This is a genomic window from Ruegeria sp. AM5, from assembly GCF_056540645.1.
Genome location: NZ_JBQFXC010000002.1, coordinates 106,072 through 122,080, shown reverse-complemented (window position 1 = coordinate 122,080; position 16,009 = coordinate 106,072). Strand labels below are relative to the sequence as shown.

General features: G+C 56.9%; 19 protein-coding genes. 12 read left to right on the top strand and 7 right to left on the bottom strand.

Annotated features, from left to right (window positions below; genetic code table 11):
- Positions 1 to 321, top strand: coding sequence for a YciI family protein (locus tag ACR0AH_RS06520; protein ID WP_170399083.1), 321 nt, complete (start codon positions 1 to 3; stop codon positions 319 to 321).
- A 3-nt stretch (positions 322 to 324) separates the two neighbouring features.
- Here the strand turns inward: ACR0AH_RS06520 and ACR0AH_RS06515 are convergent, their stop codons facing one another.
- A complete protein-coding gene (locus ACR0AH_RS06515; RefSeq protein WP_480590957.1) occupies positions 325 to 1,323 on the bottom strand; it encodes an asparaginase in 999 nt (332 codons plus the stop codon).
- Positions 1,324 to 1,502: 179 nt separating this feature from the next.
- Between ACR0AH_RS06515 and ACR0AH_RS06510 the strand changes: the two genes are divergently transcribed.
- The 5 genes from ACR0AH_RS06510 (at position 1,503) to ACR0AH_RS06490 (ending at position 4,975) form a co-directional block, all read left to right on the top strand.
- A complete protein-coding gene (locus ACR0AH_RS06510) occupies positions 1,503 to 2,036 on the top strand; it encodes an invasion associated locus B family protein (RefSeq protein ID WP_170399079.1) in 534 nt (177 codons plus the stop codon).
- A gap of 176 nt (positions 2,037 to 2,212) precedes the next feature.
- Positions 2,213 to 2,383, top strand: coding sequence for a hypothetical protein (locus ACR0AH_RS06505; RefSeq protein ID WP_170399076.1), 171 nt, complete (start codon positions 2,213 to 2,215; stop codon positions 2,381 to 2,383).
- Positions 2,384 to 2,540: 157 nt separating this feature from the next.
- On the top strand, positions 2,541 to 2,861 hold the full coding sequence (locus ACR0AH_RS06500) for a lysozyme inhibitor LprI family protein (protein ID WP_480438911.1): 321 nt from the start codon (positions 2,541 to 2,543) through the stop codon (positions 2,859 to 2,861).
- Positions 2,862 to 2,938: 77 nt separating this feature from the next.
- Positions 2,939 to 4,126, top strand: a complete 1,188-nt coding sequence (gene rlmN, locus ACR0AH_RS06495) for a dual-specificity RNA methyltransferase RlmN (RefSeq protein ID WP_170562225.1) — start codon at positions 2,939 to 2,941, stop codon at positions 4,124 to 4,126.
- A 225-nt stretch (positions 4,127 to 4,351) separates the two neighbouring features.
- Positions 4,352 to 4,975: a cytochrome P460 family protein gene (locus ACR0AH_RS06490; protein ID WP_170425939.1), complete on the top strand. Its 624-nt coding sequence runs from the start codon at positions 4,352 to 4,354 to the stop codon at positions 4,973 to 4,975.
- 3 nt (positions 4,976 to 4,978) lie between these two features.
- On the opposite strand, the gene ACR0AH_RS06485 is transcribed toward ACR0AH_RS06490, so the two are convergent.
- The 3 genes from ACR0AH_RS06485 to ACR0AH_RS06475 form a co-directional block, all read right to left on the bottom strand.
- The gene (locus tag ACR0AH_RS06485; RefSeq protein WP_480590955.1) at positions 4,979 to 6,637 is read right to left on the bottom strand and encodes a U32 family peptidase; all 1,659 of its coding nucleotides are present in this window, start codon (positions 6,635 to 6,637) and stop codon (positions 4,979 to 4,981) included.
- Positions 6,638 to 6,700: 63 nt separating this feature from the next.
- Positions 6,701 to 7,045, bottom strand: coding sequence for a hypothetical protein (locus ACR0AH_RS06480; protein ID WP_170406831.1), 345 nt, complete (start codon positions 7,043 to 7,045; stop codon positions 6,701 to 6,703).
- Complete coding sequence (locus ACR0AH_RS06475) at positions 7,042 to 7,959, bottom strand: DnaJ C-terminal domain-containing protein (RefSeq protein ID WP_480590954.1); 918 nt, start codon at positions 7,957 to 7,959, stop codon at positions 7,042 to 7,044. Before ACR0AH_RS06475 ends, ACR0AH_RS06480 begins: the two co-directional genes overlap by 4 nt.
- 159 nt (positions 7,960 to 8,118) lie before the next feature.
- Between ACR0AH_RS06475 and ACR0AH_RS06470 the strand changes: the two genes are divergently transcribed.
- The gene (locus ACR0AH_RS06470) at positions 8,119 to 8,502 is read left to right on the top strand and encodes a hypothetical protein (RefSeq protein WP_170399056.1); all 384 of its coding nucleotides are present in this window, start codon (positions 8,119 to 8,121) and stop codon (positions 8,500 to 8,502) included.
- Here the strand turns inward: ACR0AH_RS06470 and ACR0AH_RS06465 are convergent, their stop codons facing one another.
- Together ACR0AH_RS06465 and ACR0AH_RS06460 are read right to left on the bottom strand one after the other, a co-directional pair.
- Complete coding sequence (locus ACR0AH_RS06465; protein WP_480590952.1) at positions 8,503 to 9,600, bottom strand: cystathionine gamma-lyase; 1,098 nt, start codon at positions 9,598 to 9,600, stop codon at positions 8,503 to 8,505.
- A gap of 3 nt (positions 9,601 to 9,603) precedes the next feature.
- Positions 9,604 to 10,446 (bottom strand): LOG family protein, encoded by an 843-nt coding sequence (locus tag ACR0AH_RS06460; protein WP_170732575.1) that lies wholly within the window; start codon positions 10,444 to 10,446, stop codon positions 9,604 to 9,606.
- Positions 10,447 to 10,524: 78 nt separating this feature from the next.
- Here ACR0AH_RS06460 and ACR0AH_RS06455 point away from each other — a divergent pair, with 78 nt between their 5' ends.
- The 5 genes from ACR0AH_RS06455 (at position 10,525) to dapD (ending at position 14,668) form a co-directional block, all read left to right on the top strand.
- A complete protein-coding gene (locus ACR0AH_RS06455) occupies positions 10,525 to 11,436 on the top strand; it encodes a threonine/serine dehydratase (RefSeq protein ID WP_170732574.1) in 912 nt (303 codons plus the stop codon).
- A 44-nt stretch (positions 11,437 to 11,480) separates the two neighbouring features.
- A complete protein-coding gene (locus ACR0AH_RS06450) occupies positions 11,481 to 12,080 on the top strand; it encodes a GntR family transcriptional regulator (RefSeq protein ID WP_170508976.1) in 600 nt (199 codons plus the stop codon).
- Between the two features lie 122 nt (positions 12,081 to 12,202).
- On the top strand, positions 12,203 to 12,790 hold the full coding sequence (locus ACR0AH_RS06445; protein ID WP_170694021.1) for a biotin transporter BioY: 588 nt from the start codon (positions 12,203 to 12,205) through the stop codon (positions 12,788 to 12,790).
- Positions 12,783 to 13,748, top strand: a complete 966-nt coding sequence (gene bioB, locus ACR0AH_RS06440) for a biotin synthase BioB (protein WP_170694183.1) — start codon at positions 12,783 to 12,785, stop codon at positions 13,746 to 13,748. The genes ACR0AH_RS06445 and bioB overlap by 8 nt, the downstream gene beginning before the upstream one ends.
- A 92-nt stretch (positions 13,749 to 13,840) precedes the next feature.
- Positions 13,841 to 14,668 carry a 2,3,4,5-tetrahydropyridine-2,6-dicarboxylate N-succinyltransferase gene (gene dapD / locus ACR0AH_RS06435; RefSeq protein WP_480590950.1) on the top strand — a complete coding sequence of 276 codons (828 nt, stop codon included), beginning with the start codon at positions 13,841 to 13,843 and terminating at the stop codon, positions 14,666 to 14,668.
- A 52-nt stretch (positions 14,669 to 14,720) separates the two neighbouring features.
- Here the strand turns inward: dapD and ACR0AH_RS06430 are convergent, their stop codons facing one another.
- Positions 14,721 to 15,902 carry an aromatic ring-hydroxylating oxygenase subunit alpha gene (locus ACR0AH_RS06430; protein WP_170399033.1) on the bottom strand — a complete coding sequence of 394 codons (1,182 nt, stop codon included), beginning with the start codon at positions 15,900 to 15,902 and terminating at the stop codon, positions 14,721 to 14,723.
- Positions 15,903 to 16,009: the final 107 nt, after the last annotated feature.

Below are 16,009 nucleotides of genomic sequence, written 5' to 3'. Positions count from 1 at the left end.
ATGCCCCAATATTTGTTTGTTTATCATGGGGGTCACACCCCAACCGATCCCGCCGAGATCGAGGCGACCATGGCCGCTTGGGGCGCTTGGTTTCAGGAAATCGGCGGCTCATTAGAGATTCCGGGAAATCCTGTAGGCCAGTCCTACACGGTCAGCAGTGGTGGGATCGAAGACAATGGTGGTGCAAACCCGGCCTCGGGTTTCACGGTGGTCAAGGCTGATAGCATTGACGCCGCAACCGAGATGGCCAAGGGTTGCCCGATGGTTGTGAACGGCTCGGGTTCGGTCGAGGTGGCCGAGGTCCACGAGATCGAGATGTAATCCTCAGCCGGGGAAGCCCGGTGCAGGTTTGATAGCGCCGCATTCCAGCCCTCGACGGCTATACTGTGTGGCGTTCATGAATTTGCGAGTGGCCGGGTGATCGGCCTCTAGCACACCTAAATGCACTAGAATCGCGGCGATGGCGCATTCGCTGGCGCGGGTAGTGCCGTCAGTGATTTTTAGCGCAACGCCCATGCGCTTTTCCGGGATGATGGCAACAAAGACGGCCTCGGCCCCTGTCTTGATTGCAACGCGCCCGTTCATCGCTCGCATCAACTCAGTACAAGCGCGAGTTTCACCTGCGACAAGTTCGGGATGTTTCACCATTGCTTCTGTGAGCTGTACCGCTGCTTCGCTGGAGCGGTCCGAACGGTCTGCGGCAGAGGCAAACCAGGCCATCGATCGCGCAAGCCCTACCAGTGATGTCGCAAAATTTGGGGCGGAGCAACCATCGATCCCATAGGTTGGGCTGGTCTCGCCAGTGGTTTCCTCGATGGCAGACAGGCAGGCCTGCTGAACTGGATGGTCGATTTCCAAGTATTCCGGCCCGGCCCCCATATGCTGCGCCAAAGTAAGGAAGCCGCAGTGCTTGCCTGAGCAATTGTTGTGAATCTGGCAGGGTGTATCGTCCGCAAGAATCAACCCGTCGCGGGCCGCCATGTCGGCAGGTTCCTGTGGGCCGCAGCGCAGATCGGGCTCGGACAGACCGAGATGATCGAGCCATGCGGACACGCGGTCAGTATGGATATGCGCCCCGTTATGTGAAGCACAGGCCAAGGCCAGATGTTCGCTGTTCAAACCGTATTTTGCAGCTGCTCCCGAGGTGATCAGCGGCAGGGCCTGGATCATTTTGGCCGAGGAGCGGGGATAGATCACCGCGTTTGGATCACCCCAGCTGCGCACGATCTGACCACTATCGTCACAGATCACTGCATGGCCCATATGCAGGCTTTCCAACAGTGACCCGCGCCAGAGTTCTGTCATCGGTACGGCTTGTGTCATGTCCACCCCATCAATCATGCGCAAAAATCTGCCAATCGCCCTTTCGCCTGTGGCGAAACCTGCGTTAGTGTGTGTATGTCGACAATCATCGGAATACGCAACTGAACAGACGAACCGGCAGAGTTCGCACGTATTTCCGATGGGTATGAGGTAATAGGTCGGGCTAGGAGGCTGAACCGATGGGATTAAAGCTCGTCCGCGTGATCGCGGGCCTGTGCATGGCAGGAATGGCGACAACGGCAATTGCGCAGCAGGCGACCAGTACCAATCGCGTCGCTGCAAAAACGGACTGGAGCGTGTTTGTCGAGGACGACCCAACCGAATGCTGGAGCGTATCTGCCCCGAAAGAGACCGTGAACACACGCGGTGGCCGGGTCGTTTCCGTTCGGCGCAGCGATATCCTGCTGTTTGTGTTCTATCGCCCGAATGCCGAGGTTAAAGGGCAGGTGACCTTTACCGGCGGCTATCCGTTTGCGTCTGGTTCTACTGTCAATTTGGTTGTCGATGGCAGCGAGTTCGAGCTGTTCACTGATGGTGAGTGGGCATGGCCTGCGACCGCCTCGGACGATGCCAAGATCGTCACAGCGATGAAGCGCGGAAGTGAGGCGGTGCTGACCGCCCGTTCGGAACGTGGTACGCAGACCAAGGACACCTTCTCGTTGCTGGGCTTTACGGCCGCGATTGAAGACGCGGAAACGCGTTGCACGAACTAAGCCACAAGCAGATCAAATTCCGGAACCCCGCTTTCCGGCGGGGTTTTATTTGTTTGGTCCGATCCTGTGTGTTTTCAGAAATTTACGCCACGTAGAGCGGTGTTTCTTGATCCGTGTCAAAGCCTGCGCCCCCGTTTTCTGAACTAATTAGTTCAGAATTTGTTGAGGAGTCGGCAATGAACTTAAGCAAAAACCTGGCAGTGCTCTTGATGGCGTCTGCGGTGATCCTTGCAGGTTGTGAGAAAGGATCGGAAACCTATCCGATAACGGGTGAGCAATGTGGTCCGGAAGATCCCGTAAAGACCCTGGATGCAGAAGATTGCTACATCCCGCCCGCAGTAAACTAACAACAATGGGCCGCTTAAGTTTCTGCTTTAGTGGCCCATCTTGATTGGGCGCGCATCTTGATCTGTGATAGACAGATATCTCTGTCTGGAGGATTGATGGATGCGATGGGCATTTGTTTTTTTGATGTTTCCGATATCCGCAATTGCGGATCCAACTATGGAGTGTATTGACGCCGGTTCGCAGGTGGAAATTGGATCTTGTGTTTCGGATATGGAATTGCGGGTAAACGCTGCGATAGACTCCAGCTATTCGCTGGCGCTTGGCTCCGCACAAGAACTGGACGAGGTCACTGGACGGGTCGTTGCTGTGCCTGCGCTGGAGGCCTCGCAAAACGCGTGGGTGGCCTATCGCGATGCGCAGTGCGAAGCGGTAGGTGCTTCGTTCGGCGGAGGATCGGGTACGGGGATCGCCATCACAGCCTGTCGGGTTGACCTTGGCCGGGCGCGGGTTGACGAATTGTTGCGTTACGCAAATTGAAGCACGAATTCTTTTGATCTTTACGTGTGTTCCTATATAGAGGCGCATCCCAAGCCAGAATCCACCGAGATACGCCAATGTCGCCCAAAGCGCCGATCACTCAAGACGTCATGACCATCCCCCGCAAACTGCCCGAGGGGAAGATGAACCTTGTCGGTTTGACCCGCGATCAATTGCGTGAGGCGCTAATTGAACACGGCACGCCCGAAAAGCAGGCGAAGATGCGCACGGGGCAGATTTGGCAATGGATCTACCAATGGGGTGTGCGTGATTTTGGTGAGATGACCAATCTGGCCAAGGCCTATCGCACGCAACTGGCCGAGCAGTTCGTAATCGAAATCCCCGAAGTCGTGACCCGCCAGGTTTCAGAGGACGGCACCCGCAAGTATCTGTGCCGCATCGCGGGCGGGCATGAGGTTGAGGTTGTCTATATCCCTGAAGATGATCGCGGAACTCTATGCATTTCATCTCAGGTGGGCTGTACTCTGACCTGCTCCTTCTGCCACACGGGCACGCAGAAATTGGTGCGCAACCTGACAGCGGCCGAAATTGTCGGGCAGGTCATGATGGCGCGTGACGATCTTGAGGAATGGCCAACACCGGGTGCGCCCAAAGATGAAACACGCCTGCTGTCAAATATCGTGCTGATGGGTATGGGCGAGCCGCTTTACAACTTTGAAAACGTCCGTGACGCAATGAAGATCGCGATGGACCCCGAGGGGATTTCTCTGTCCCGTCGCCGCATCACGCTGTCGACCTCGGGTGTGGTACCCGAGATCGCGCGCACGGCTGAAGAAATTGGATGCCTGTTGGCGATCTCGTTCCACGCCACCACTGATGAAACTCGCGACGTACTTGTTCCGATCAACAAGCGCTGGAATATCGAGGAACTGCTGCAGGCGTTGGCCAGCTATCCCAACGCGTCGAATTCTGAACGGATCACGTTCGAATACGTGATGCTGGATGGCGTGAACGACAGCGACGAAGACGCGCATCGTCTGATCGCTCATATCAAGCGCCATAACATCCCGGCCAAGATCAACCTGATCCCGTTCAACGAATGGCCGGGCGCGCCCTACAAGCGCAGCTCGAACAATCGCATCCGGGCCTTTGCCAACATCATCTATCAGGCGGGCTATGCCTCACCCATCCGCAAAACGCGGGGTGAGGATATCATGGCGGCCTGCGGCCAGTTAAAATCGGCCACCGAACGGGCCCGGAAATCGCGAAAGCAGATCGAGGCTGAAGCCGGGCTAAACCGCTAAGGGCATGCGCCGTGGCTTCACGCGAAAAACTTAATGAATTGAGTGCTGTTTCCTTGTTCAAAATTTGGTATCTTCGGCGCAGACCCGCTCTGGATGGGGAACTCACCGACAGACACAAGGTGGTGAGATTGCCGGGGCGGTGCTGGTAACACCAATTAAGGCCGCTACCATTTTTCTGAAGCAAAGCGGCATTTAGGCGAACTGATCAGTCAGGGAGGCCACAATATGATTGTAAGTCACCGGCAAGTCTTGGGTATCGCGGCTGTTCTGGCGATCTCGGGATTTGTTCTCCACGCGGCATCTGCTCAGACCAAAGATCAGGATGCGCATTTGGCGATTGAAAACCCAGCCGATCTGACCAAGGAGCAAGCGCAGAAACACTATCAGTCATTGATACGACGCATGTCGCGGGGTTATGCGGCGGCACAGATGGACTTGATCCGAAACTATCAGAACTGGCCGTTGTTCAACGATGCGCCCTACATCTCGGCCACGCATGGGCAGCGCTATGTCAACAGCTATGCGAACCGCATGGCCCACAATTACGGCACATTGCAAGAAGGCGAAGAGCTGCCTGCGGGCTCGGTCCTGGCCAAAGACAGTATGACTGTCACAGATGAGGGCAATATCCATCCCGGTGCCCTGTTCGTGATGGAGAAACTGCCAGAAGGCACCAACCCGGAAACAGCCGACTGGCGTTATATCATGGTGATGCCGGACGGTTCGCTGTTCGGTGATACGATGGGCTTTCGCGCGTCAGAGGTCGATTACTGCCATGTCTGCCACGAGGCCGTCGCGGACCGGGACTATACGTTTTACGTACCCGAAGAGTATCGTGTCGCAGAGTGATCTTCAGGCCGCCGGGTCAGGCAGCTTCAGCTCGGTCGCTTCCTGACGACTGAGTTGCTCACCGTGTTTGCGTTTGGATAGGACCTCGCGGGCGAGCGCGTATTTCTCATCCTGCCAGAAGATCAAACAGCCGTTGCAGCCTTTGCCGCAACATCCCTCGGTTCCGATACGATTGGTTTTGAAGCGGCGCTCATTGCCGTCTTCGCCGATTTTCTCGACCAGCTCGTCACGACGGCGGGTATAGGCCTTAGGGTTGTCGCGACCTGAGGTTTCCAGCCCCTGCACCAGCTTGTCAAACCGAATGCGACTCCAGTGTTCGTCGGTCAGGGCACGTTCTTTGCGCAGGACGGAGTAGACCGGGAAACGGGCGCGCAGATCGTCGATATCCTCGTGATCGAACAGGGTGAAGGGAAGGCGGATGATGGTTTTGGTACTGCCATGCACAACGTCCAGCCGCGCCCCATCATGAGCGCGTTCAAAGTCATAGACCCGCAGCAGAACCGTCTCGCGCGAAATCGGAGAGACGAAATCCAATACATCCCCCGGTTCCAGCTTGTTTTTCACCTCGACCAGAAAGGCATCCTCAGTTACCTCGGTGACGATCCCGGCATATTCCCACTGCGCAATCGAGGCTGTGTGTTCGTAATCATGTGCATAATTGCTCAGGCGGCCTTCGTGGAAAGCCAGCGTGTAGCCGCGGTTCCCGACTGTTTCGAGTTCACGCATATAGGGCTTCGGGTCCCAGTTCTCGGGGTCGGCGTGATAGTCGTCGATGGCCATACGATAGGCGCGCGCGACGATGGCGGCATAATACTCCGATTTACCGCGCCCTTCGACTTTCAGACTGTCGACACCGATCTTCAAGTATTCATCCAGCTTGGGCATGATGCACAGGTCGCGGGAATTGAGGATGTAGGATCCCCGATCATCCTCTTCGATGGGCATCAAATCACCGGGGCGACAGCCTTCTTCCAGCAGGAATTCGAATAGGTCGGCGTTTTCATCGGTAATGCGCAGCTCCTGATGCGTTCCATCTTTCAGACGCAGTTTCAGACCATAGTTCCAGCGGCAGGAATTGGCGCAGTTGCCCTGATTGGCCCCGCGTTCGGCCATGAAGTTCGACAGTAGGCAGCGGCCCGAATAGGTCATGCACATGGCCCCGTGCACAAACGCCTCAAGCTTGATATCGGGGCATTTCTCGCGAATCTCGACCAATTCGGGGTATGAGACTTCGCGGGCCAGAACCACAAGCTCGGCCCCCTGATCCTGCCAGAACTTCACCGACAACCACGAACAGATATTGGCTTGCGTCGAGATATGCAGCGGCAGTTCCGGCGCGCGTTCGCGGACGTATTGGAACACTCCGGGGTCGGCGATGATCAGCCCGTCAGGTTTCACCTTGCGGACAGTGTCGATGTATTCGTCCAGCTTCGGAATGTCCTTATTGTGCGAGAACAGGTTTAGCGTCAGGTACGCGCGCCGGCCATGGTTGTGGCAAAACTCGACTCCCTCTATCACCTCTTCCAGCGAGAACTCGGATTTAGTGCGCAGCGACATATCCGGTGTGCCCAAATAGACTGCATCCGCGCCATAGAGGATGGCGAGTTTCAACTTACGCAGATTGCCCGCAGGCATCAGCAATTCGGATCTGGACTGGGTCATGGGGATACCGGGCTAAGGATCAAGGGCGCCTTCTACGCCAAAATCCCGGCTCCCAAAACCCCGTTAACTGCGACGGAATCGCGCTGTTCCGATCACTTCGATCAGTTGTTGGCGAACCGGTTCCGGTTGCGCCTCGACCGCGTTCAAAACTTCGCGCAGTTCGGCGCGCAGCCCATGCATCTGGTCGATCAGAGAGATCATCATCGACAGTGCATCGGCCTCCATGTCGTACTGGTCATGCAGTTCGCATGCCAGTTCCAGACGAGCAACGTCGATGCGCTGATATCGCAGACCTTGCTCCGATTGCTCGGGGATCACGATCTCAGCGGCCAGATATTCGGTCAGGCGATCCGAAGTCAGGCGGGCGATGGCGTCGATCAGTTCGGCTTCGGTCAATGTGCGGCTCATGACGGCATTCCTTTGCGCGGATCATAGCCGTGGGTTTCGCGCCATGTCTCCATGAAGTGCTTCAATTCATCGTCTACCTTGTCTGGCATTGCGACGGTCAGTTCTATGAACTGATCGCCCCGCTCGGACGAGCCGCGTTTCTTGACCCCTTTGCCACGCAGGCGCAGGGTTTTGCCGCTGCTGGTCCCCGCTGGGACACTGACATTGACGCCACCGTCGATGGTGGGGGCGGGAACCTTGCCACCCAGAACGGCCTCATCAATGGTGATGGGCAGCGTGATGTGGATGTCATCGCCCTGACGGTCGAACACCGGGTGATCCGCAACCGAGATCGTCACAAGCGCATCGCCGGGAGGCCCATCGCCGTACCCCGGGGCCCCTTTGCCACGCAGGCGGATGGTTTGCCCGGTCGTGATACCCGCAGGTATCTTCACTTCAATCCGGTTCCCATCTGGCAAGGTCAATTTCTTGCTGGCTCCGAAAACGGCGTCAAGAAAGCTGATCTGCAGCGAGTAGTTCAGGTTGTGGCCCGGTGCATGGAACTCCTGCGTGCGCTGTCCATATCCACCCCGCCCGCGCATGAATTCGGCAAAGATGTCGGACATATCGTCCTGTTCAGCCGCGTGACCGCGATAAGGGTTGCCAGCAGCCTCGGCATATTCGCGATAATACTGCTGCTGCGGACGTTCCTGACCCGACGCATCAATTTCGCCATTGTCGTAGCGTTGGCGCGTCTCGGGGTCTTTCAGCAGGTCATAAGCAGCAGCAGCGGCTTTGAACTTGGCCTCTGCCTCGGCATCGCCCGGCTTGAGGTCCGGGTGGCATTCTTTGGCGATCTTCCGATAGGCTTTCTTGATCTCGGCATCGCTGGCGTCTTTGGCGACGCCAAGTACGGAATAGGGGTCGTCGCTCATCTTGCCTCTCGTCGATGTGGGGTTTGGCCTTGATGAAGGTATTTTATCAATTGATTTCAACAGGTCAAAAAAAGAAGAGGCGGCTAAATTGTCTCGTAAATCTGTCAAGCTCTGCTAATATTAAGATGTTTCAGATTGATCATTGACGGAGATCACCCCATGACGCGCAGGCTCAAATCGGTGCTGGCATTGCTGGCTGGGAACGCCATCGGGCTGTTGTTGGCCAGTTTGCTGCTGTCAGAGTTTGCGATCCGACCGATTTCCTTCATCGTGGTGGTAGTCGTGTTCACCCTGGTCCAGGTGATAGCCGAACCGCTGATCCTGAAGCTGGGGGAAAAGAAGGCACCGGCGCTGAAGGGCGGAATTGCCTTGATCGTGACCTTTGTTGGCCTTCTGGTCACCGATCTGATCACATCCGGTCTGACCATTGGCGGTATCTCAAATCTGTTGGCCGCAACCTTGCTGGTATGGTTGGGCGCTCTGATCGGCAGTATTGTGCTGCCGATCTACGTGTTTCCCGAACTGCGCGACCCTAAGAAATAGTCATATCGCGTCTAAACTGGCCTCGATGGCCTGCCACAACTCGTCCACCGGTTCGCACCCCGCGGACAGGCGGATGAAAGCAGGATCGACAGCATCCCCCCAACGGGCGCGCCGCTCGGCCGAACTGTGGACGCCGCCGAAGGATGTAGCCGGACGCAGCAGTGGGCAGCTGTTGATGAACTGTTCGGCTTTGGTCTCGGTCTCAAGCGTGATGCTTAGCAGAAACCCGAAGCGCGTGGTTTGAGCCGTCGCCAATGTGTGCGCCGGATCATCGGTCAGTCCGGGATAGCGGATCTGTTTCACGGCCGGGTGCGCCGCCAGCCGTTCAGCCAGTATTTGTGCTGAGCTACACATCCGATCAAACCGCACATCCAGAGTCTCCAAACCCCGATGTAGCAACCACGCTTCATGTGGCCCCGGGATCGCACCGGAGACGCGGCGCCATTCCTCAACTCGCTCCATGATTTGCGGATCGCGGCTGGCTAAATGACCCATCAACAGGTCCGAATGCCCACCCATCGCTTTGGTATCTGAACTCACAACCACATCGACGCCAAGGTCCAGTGGGCGCTGGCCCAATGGGGTCATCGTTGTGTTGTCGGCGATGGTGATGCCGCCGGCCTCGCGCACGGCCTCGGCGATTACTGGCAGATCAAGCATGTCCAAACCGGGGTTCGAGGGGCTTTCCAGAAACACCACATCGAATTCATCAAAGCCACCTTCGGCAAAGTCGGTGGTTGGGCGTTCGATAACCGAGACGCCCAGATTTGACAGGAACCGATCAGCCAAAAGGCGCGTCACATAATACCCGTCGGACGGGATCAGCAGCCGTGACCCGGCTTGGACCGTCGCAAACAAGGCCGCCGAAATCGCACCCATACCCGAAGGAAAGCTGAGGCAGGGTGCATCTTCGAGATGCGACAGAACGTGTTCCAGATGCACCCAGGTCGGGTTGTCGACCCGGCCATAGCTGGCATGCCCATCCGGCGCGCCGGGCAGATGGTACATGCTGCTTTGGGTCAACGGCAGGGCCACAGGCTCGCCCTTGTTCAGAGCATTCCCGCGCAAGTGCAACATTTCTCCGGTCTTCGGGCTCATGGCTCAGCGCCCCGGTATTTCATCGCGTGGGGGCGCGGGTTCCCAATTCTCGATGATCTCGACCGCCTCTTGCGCAGTGTCGACAAAGCGGAACAGGTCCAGATCCTCGTCCGAGATGGTGCCTGCATCGGCCAGCGCTTCCCAGTTGATGACCTTCTCCCAGAACTCACGCCCGAACAGCAGGAAAGGGACGCGATCCATGCGGCCGGTCTGGATCAAAGTCAGGGATTCGAAGAGCTCATCCATGGTGCCGAAGCCGCCGGGGAAGATGGTGATGGCGCGAGCGCGCATAAGGAAGTGCATCTTGCGGATGGCGAAATAGTGGAAATTGAAGCTGAGATCGGGCGTTACATACAGGTTCGGAGCCTGTTCGTGCGGAAGCACGATGTTCAGGCCGATCGAACACCCGCCTGCATCCTGTGCACCACGGTTGCCCGCTTCCATCACGCCGGGGCCGCCACCCGTGACGATCACGTTCTCGCGGCAACCTGTCCGATTTGACTTCTCGGTCATCAGACGCGCAAACTCACGCGCTTCATCGTAGTATTTCGACAGCCCGGCCAAGGTCTCGGTCCGCGCCGTGTGTTTCTGGGTCGGCTCCGGAATGCGCGCGCCACCGAACATGACGATGGTCGAGGTGATCTCACGCTCGGTCATGATCATCTCGGGCTTCAGCAGCTCCAGTTGCAGCCGCACGGGGCGCAGCTCATCCCGGCACAGGAAGTCATCATCAGCGAAGGCAAGGCGATAGGCCGAAGACCGCGTCTGCGGGGTATCTGGTACCTCGCTTGCGGTCGAGCGGTCGGTCTGTGCGTCGCGAAAGGGGCTGAGGCGATCTTCTCTCATATGCGGGGTTCCCTGCTTGCGTGTTTCCAAAACAGCTATAGGGTTCGCGGGCAGAGTGCCAGTCACGGAAAGACAAGAATGGATTGGAAAAGTGAAATATTGGCAGCGCGGGACCGCATTGCCGGACACGCACAGGTCACGCCAGTGATGGAAAGCCAAATTCCGGGCTATCCGGTTGAAATGAAACTTGAACATATGCAGCACACCGGCAGCTTCAAAGCGCGCGGGGCGTTCAATACCCTGCTCAGCATGGATGTGCCTGCGGCAGGCGTCGTGGCGGCTTCCGGTGGCAACCACGGTGCGGCAGCGGCTTATGCCGCGCAATCACTGAGCTACCCAGCGAAGATTTTTGTGCCCGAACTTGCAGGTCCCTCCAAGATTGCGCTGATCAAGCGGATCGGGGCTGATCTGAGTGTTGTTTCGGGTGAATACGCCAATGCACTGACCATGGCGCAGGCGCATGAGGAAAGCACCGGCGCCATGCAAATCCACGCCTATGATGCGCCAGCGACGGTGGCAGGGCAAGGGACATGTTTTGCTGAATGGGACGCGCAGGGCTTGCAGGCGGACACAGTATTGGTGGCCGTGGGCGGCGGTGGGCTGATTGCCGGAGCTTTGGCATGGTTTCAGGGTGCGCGCAAAGTCGTGGCGGTCGAACCGGAAACCTCTTGCGCGCTGAATGCGGCGTTGGCTGCGGGCGAACCGGTTGATGTTTCCGTTTCGGGCATTGCAGCGAACGCACTGGGCGCACGGAGAATTGGTGAGATTTGCTTTGGGCTGGCCCAAGGTATGAGTTCGGTTCTGGTTTCTGATGATGCGATAGCGCAAGCCCAGAATACTCTGTGGCAGACGCATCGAATACTGGTTGAACCAGCAGGGGCTGCTGCGCTTGCCGCACTGATTTCGGGCGCTTACCAGCCGGAGCCGGGTGAGCGTGTCGCAGTGCTGATTTGCGGCGGGAACATCGCGCCAGATCCGCTAACGGGTTGAGAATGCGGCTTGTAGATGTTGTTCATGGATTTTATCTATAATTCATGACCGCAACCATTGCCGACACAATCTATAATGCCCTGAGCCAGAAAATCATCACCGGCGATCTTCCTGCCGGTGAAAAGCTGCGTCAGGACCATATCGCGCGCGACTTTGAGACCAGCCATGTGCCGGTGCGCGAAGCACTGCTGCGGCTTGAGGCGCATGGATTGGCCAAAAGCGAGCCGCGAAAGGGCATGCGCGTCACCGCGTTGGACCCTGCCGAAGTGCGTGAGGTGATCGAAATGCGTGTCGCGCTGGAAACGCTGGCAATGCAGCATTCCGTGCAAAACATGACTCCATCTGCTCTGAAGGCCGCTGATGATGCACGAAAGGCGTGTGATGAGGCAGAGAGCATGCCTCAGTGGGAGGCCCGGAACAGGGTGTTTCATCGTGCCATCCTGACACCATGCGGGTTGCCCCGCCTTTTGCATTCTGTCGATGACCTGCACATCGCCAGTGCCAGGCACCTGTTTGCACATTGGCGGCCCAAATGGGTGCAGCGCGTCGATACGGATCACGCTGCGATCATTCAGGCGCTGAAGAGTAAAGACGTTTCCGCCGCAACCTCGATACTTGTGCGCCATATCCGTCGTGCAAGCTGATACTTTCTGCCTTTGAAACTACAATCTGTGCATCCCGTACAGATTTGACTTGATTTTTAATAGATAAAAATGATGATCATCTTCGAATCGATGAAATATTATCTATAAAAAAGAGAAAGACAATGAAAGCTACTCTGCAATCCACCCTTCCGGCCGCCGGAGCAATAACCCCTGCGGGTCAGATCCTTCGTGTCGCGATGGGTATTCTTCTTTTGACCGCCAGCGCCAAGGTCCAGGTGCCATTTTGGCCTGTGCCCATGACCCTTCAAGTCGCCGCTGTCATGGCTATCGCCGCGGCATTTGGGCTGCGTCTCGGTTCTGCAACCGTGATCGGCTACATGGTCGCCGGGGCAGTGGGTTTGCCCGTGTTTGCCGGAACGCCCGAGAAAGGCATCGGGCTGGCCTATATGATGGGCGGAACCGGAGGTTATTTGCTGGGTTTCGTGGTCGCCTCGGTCATGGTTGGATGGGCCGCGGACAATCTGCGCAAACTGTTTCTGGTTCCGGCGATGCTGGCTGGACTTGCGGTGATCTATGCGCTGGGTCTGGGTTGGTTGGCTCAGTTCGTGCCTGCAGACAAGGTTCTGGTTTACGGTTTCAGCCCTTTCATTCTGGGTGATCTCGTGAAGATTGCATTGGCATCCGTTCTCGTGATTGGCCTGCCGACGGGTCTGATGCAGAAAATCCGTGGGCCGCAGCCTGATGCTTGATACCGGGCAAGATATCCGCAGCGATTGGACCGTGGATGAAGTGGAGGCGCTGATGCGCCTCCCACTGTTGGATCTGGTAGGTCGCGCAAATGTAGTTCACCGGACGTATCACGATCCAAACGACATCCAAAAAGCCAGCCTGCTGTCGATAAAAACCGGAAGTTGTCCCGAGGATTGCGCCTATTGCCCGCAATCCGCTCATCATCGCGAGGTCGAGCTGACCAAGGAAAAGCTCATGAACCCTGCGCATGTCATCTCGCTTGCCAAACGGGCGCGCGATGCGGGGGCTGAACGGTTTTGCATGGGTGCTGCATGGCGTCAGGTGCGCGACGGCGAAGAATTCGACAATGTGCTGGACATGGTGCGGGGCGTGCGTGATCTGGGCATGGAGGCTTGCGTCACACTGGGCATGCTCAAGCCACATCAGGCCAAACGATTGGCCGAGGCGGGACTTACGGCGTACAATCATAACCTGGATACTTCGCCGGAATTCTATGGCGAGATTATTGGAACTCGTACCTATCAGGATCGTCTTGAGACCCTCAGCTATTGCCGGGACGAAGGTATTGATCTGTGTTGCGGCGGCATTATCGGTATGGGTGAAAGCCTGTGGGATCGTGCCTCGCTGTTGCAGGTCCTTGCGAATTTTGACCCGCATCCCGAAAGCGTACCGATAAACGCGCTGATCCCGATCAAAGGCACGCCACTGGCGCATCTAGAAAAAGTAGGCATTTTTGATCTGGTGCGCATGGTTGCGACCGCGCGGATCACCATGCCGCAAACACGGGTGCGCCTGTCGGCAGGACGGTCGGACTTTTCAACTGCCGAGCAGGCTTTGTGCTTTCTGGCTGGCGCAAATTCGGTTTTCTACGGCGATGTGTTGCTGACTGCACCCAATGCCGGAACCCAAAATGACCGGGATATGTTTGCCGCACTCAGCGCACTTACCGATGATTGACGCAAACCGAGGTATCCGCGTCGCATTGCGCCATGGGTCTCGCTTGCGTATAGGCCACATCAACGTGAACAGATTCTCTAGGGAGACGCCCCATGTCCAATGCGCAACTGGAAGCCGCCATCGAAGCCGCCTGGGAAGTACGTGACACAATCACCCCTGCGACCACCGGCGAGCAACGAGAAGCAATCGAAGACACGCTGAGCGCGCTGGACAGCGGTTCGCTGCGGGTGGCTGAAAAGCTCGACAGTGGTGATTGGCACGTGAACCAGTGGGCGAAAAAAGCAGTTCTGCTGGGGTTCCGCATCAAGGACATGGAAATCCAGACCAGAGGCCCGCAAGACGGCGGCTGGTGGGATAAGGTCGACAGCAAGTTCGCCGGCTGGGGAGAGAACCAGTGGCGCGCGGCAGGGTTCCGCGCCGTGCCAAACTGTGTGGTCCGCAAGTCGGCCTATGTCGCACCTGGTGTGGTGCTGATGCCCTCGTTCGTGAACCTTGGCGCTTATGTCGATGAAGGCACGATGGTTGATACCTGGGCCACCGTTGGTTCCTGCGCGCAGATCGGCAAGAACGTGCACTTGTCGGGCGGCGTCGGCATTGGAGGCGTACTGGAGCCGATGCAGGCCGGTCCGACCATTATCGAGGACAACTGCTTTATCGGTGCGCGTTCGGAAGTGGTCGAAGGCTGCATCGTCCGCGAGGGTTCGGTTCTGGGCATGGGCGTATTCATCGGTAAATCCACCAAGATCGTGGACCGCGAAACCGGTGAAGTCATGTATGGCGAGGTTCCGCCCTATTCGGTGGTTGTTGCGGGCTCGATGCCGTCCAAGAACAATGTAAGCCTGTATTGCGCGGTCATCGTGAAACGCGTCGATGAAAAGACCCGTTCGAAAACTGGGATCAATGAGCTACTGCGCGACTGATCCCCTCGTTTCAGTTTGAATAGGCCGCAGAGTGCATGCTCTGCGGCCTTTCTTATTTTGGCATGAACTCCAGCACTGTTTGCTGAAAGAAATCAATCGCCGCCTCACCTCCGGCCCCTTTGGCCAGAGGGCCGACTTGATATCGGGGCGATTGAAGGGCGCGCTGCATCTTTTCGCACACCCAGACATCCTCGGTCTGAAAATCCCCCGTCTCCAGTGGGTGCAGGGTCCAGTGAGAGGATTTGATCCGACCGGATTCCGGGTCGTATCCGGGTATGTCCGCCGCGCGATGCGTATAGGTGAACCAGCCTTTAGGCGACCAGTTTCTGACCCGCAGCAGAGTTGTGTTGGCGTCGACCGGTTCCATGGTCGATATCGAAAACCCCCAGGGGTTTGGCGTCAGGATCGTGGTCGGAAACAGCATGTAGACCCCACCATAGCCCGGCGTTTCGGCATTCCGTACCGTTTTCAGGCCGGACCCTTTGGCCGAGTTTTCAACAAACTGAGGGATACGATGTTTGACGCCTTCGCGCTCGGTCGACCACCAGACCATGTTGTGGCCAAAAACCTCCCAAAGATTCTTGTCATGGGTTGGCCCGCCCAACGTGTCTTTGTGCAGATAGGCCAGATGATAGCCGTCGATTGCATTTTCAAAGAAGACCTTCCAATTGCAGTTGATCTCATAGACCACGTCGTCGGGGTTCTCTTGTAGCTCGCTTGATGCCAGATCATGAGGCCAAGGTATTTGAGCCAGATCGCCAAGCCACGCGTCAAAGCTTTGATCCGGTTCTGGGTGAACAAAAACAAGGTTGCGGAAGACACCGACTGAGGCACCGAACAACGCGGTTGCCTTCTTGTCCAGATCCGGAAAGCACTCGCGCTGGGCTGGTACTCCGCGCAATGCGCCATCCAGATTGTAGACCCAGTTGTGATAAGGGCAGACAATGGTCTTGCCTGCGTTGCCGCAACCTTCCAACAACTCGGTTCCGCGATGGCGGCATTGGTTGTGGAAGGCGCGCAAGTCGCCATTTGCGTCCCTTATGACGATCAGAGCGTAGGCCCCGGCCTGAATTGTCCTAAAATCGCCGGGTTCGGTGAAATCCATAGTCACGCCGGCAAAACTCCAGCACTTGCTGAACAGGGTTTTCTGTTCGGCCTCATACCAACTGTCAGAGACATATGCCTCACGCGGCAGTTGTTGCTTGGGTTGATCCGGAAGTGCGTCAGGCGGCATTGTCGAGTCCGTTTATTGTCAAAAATGATAATCATCAATATTGACAATAAACCTTCGAATGTCCAGATTTCACCTTAAGATTTTTCTGAACCCGCTTGGAGGCAGGA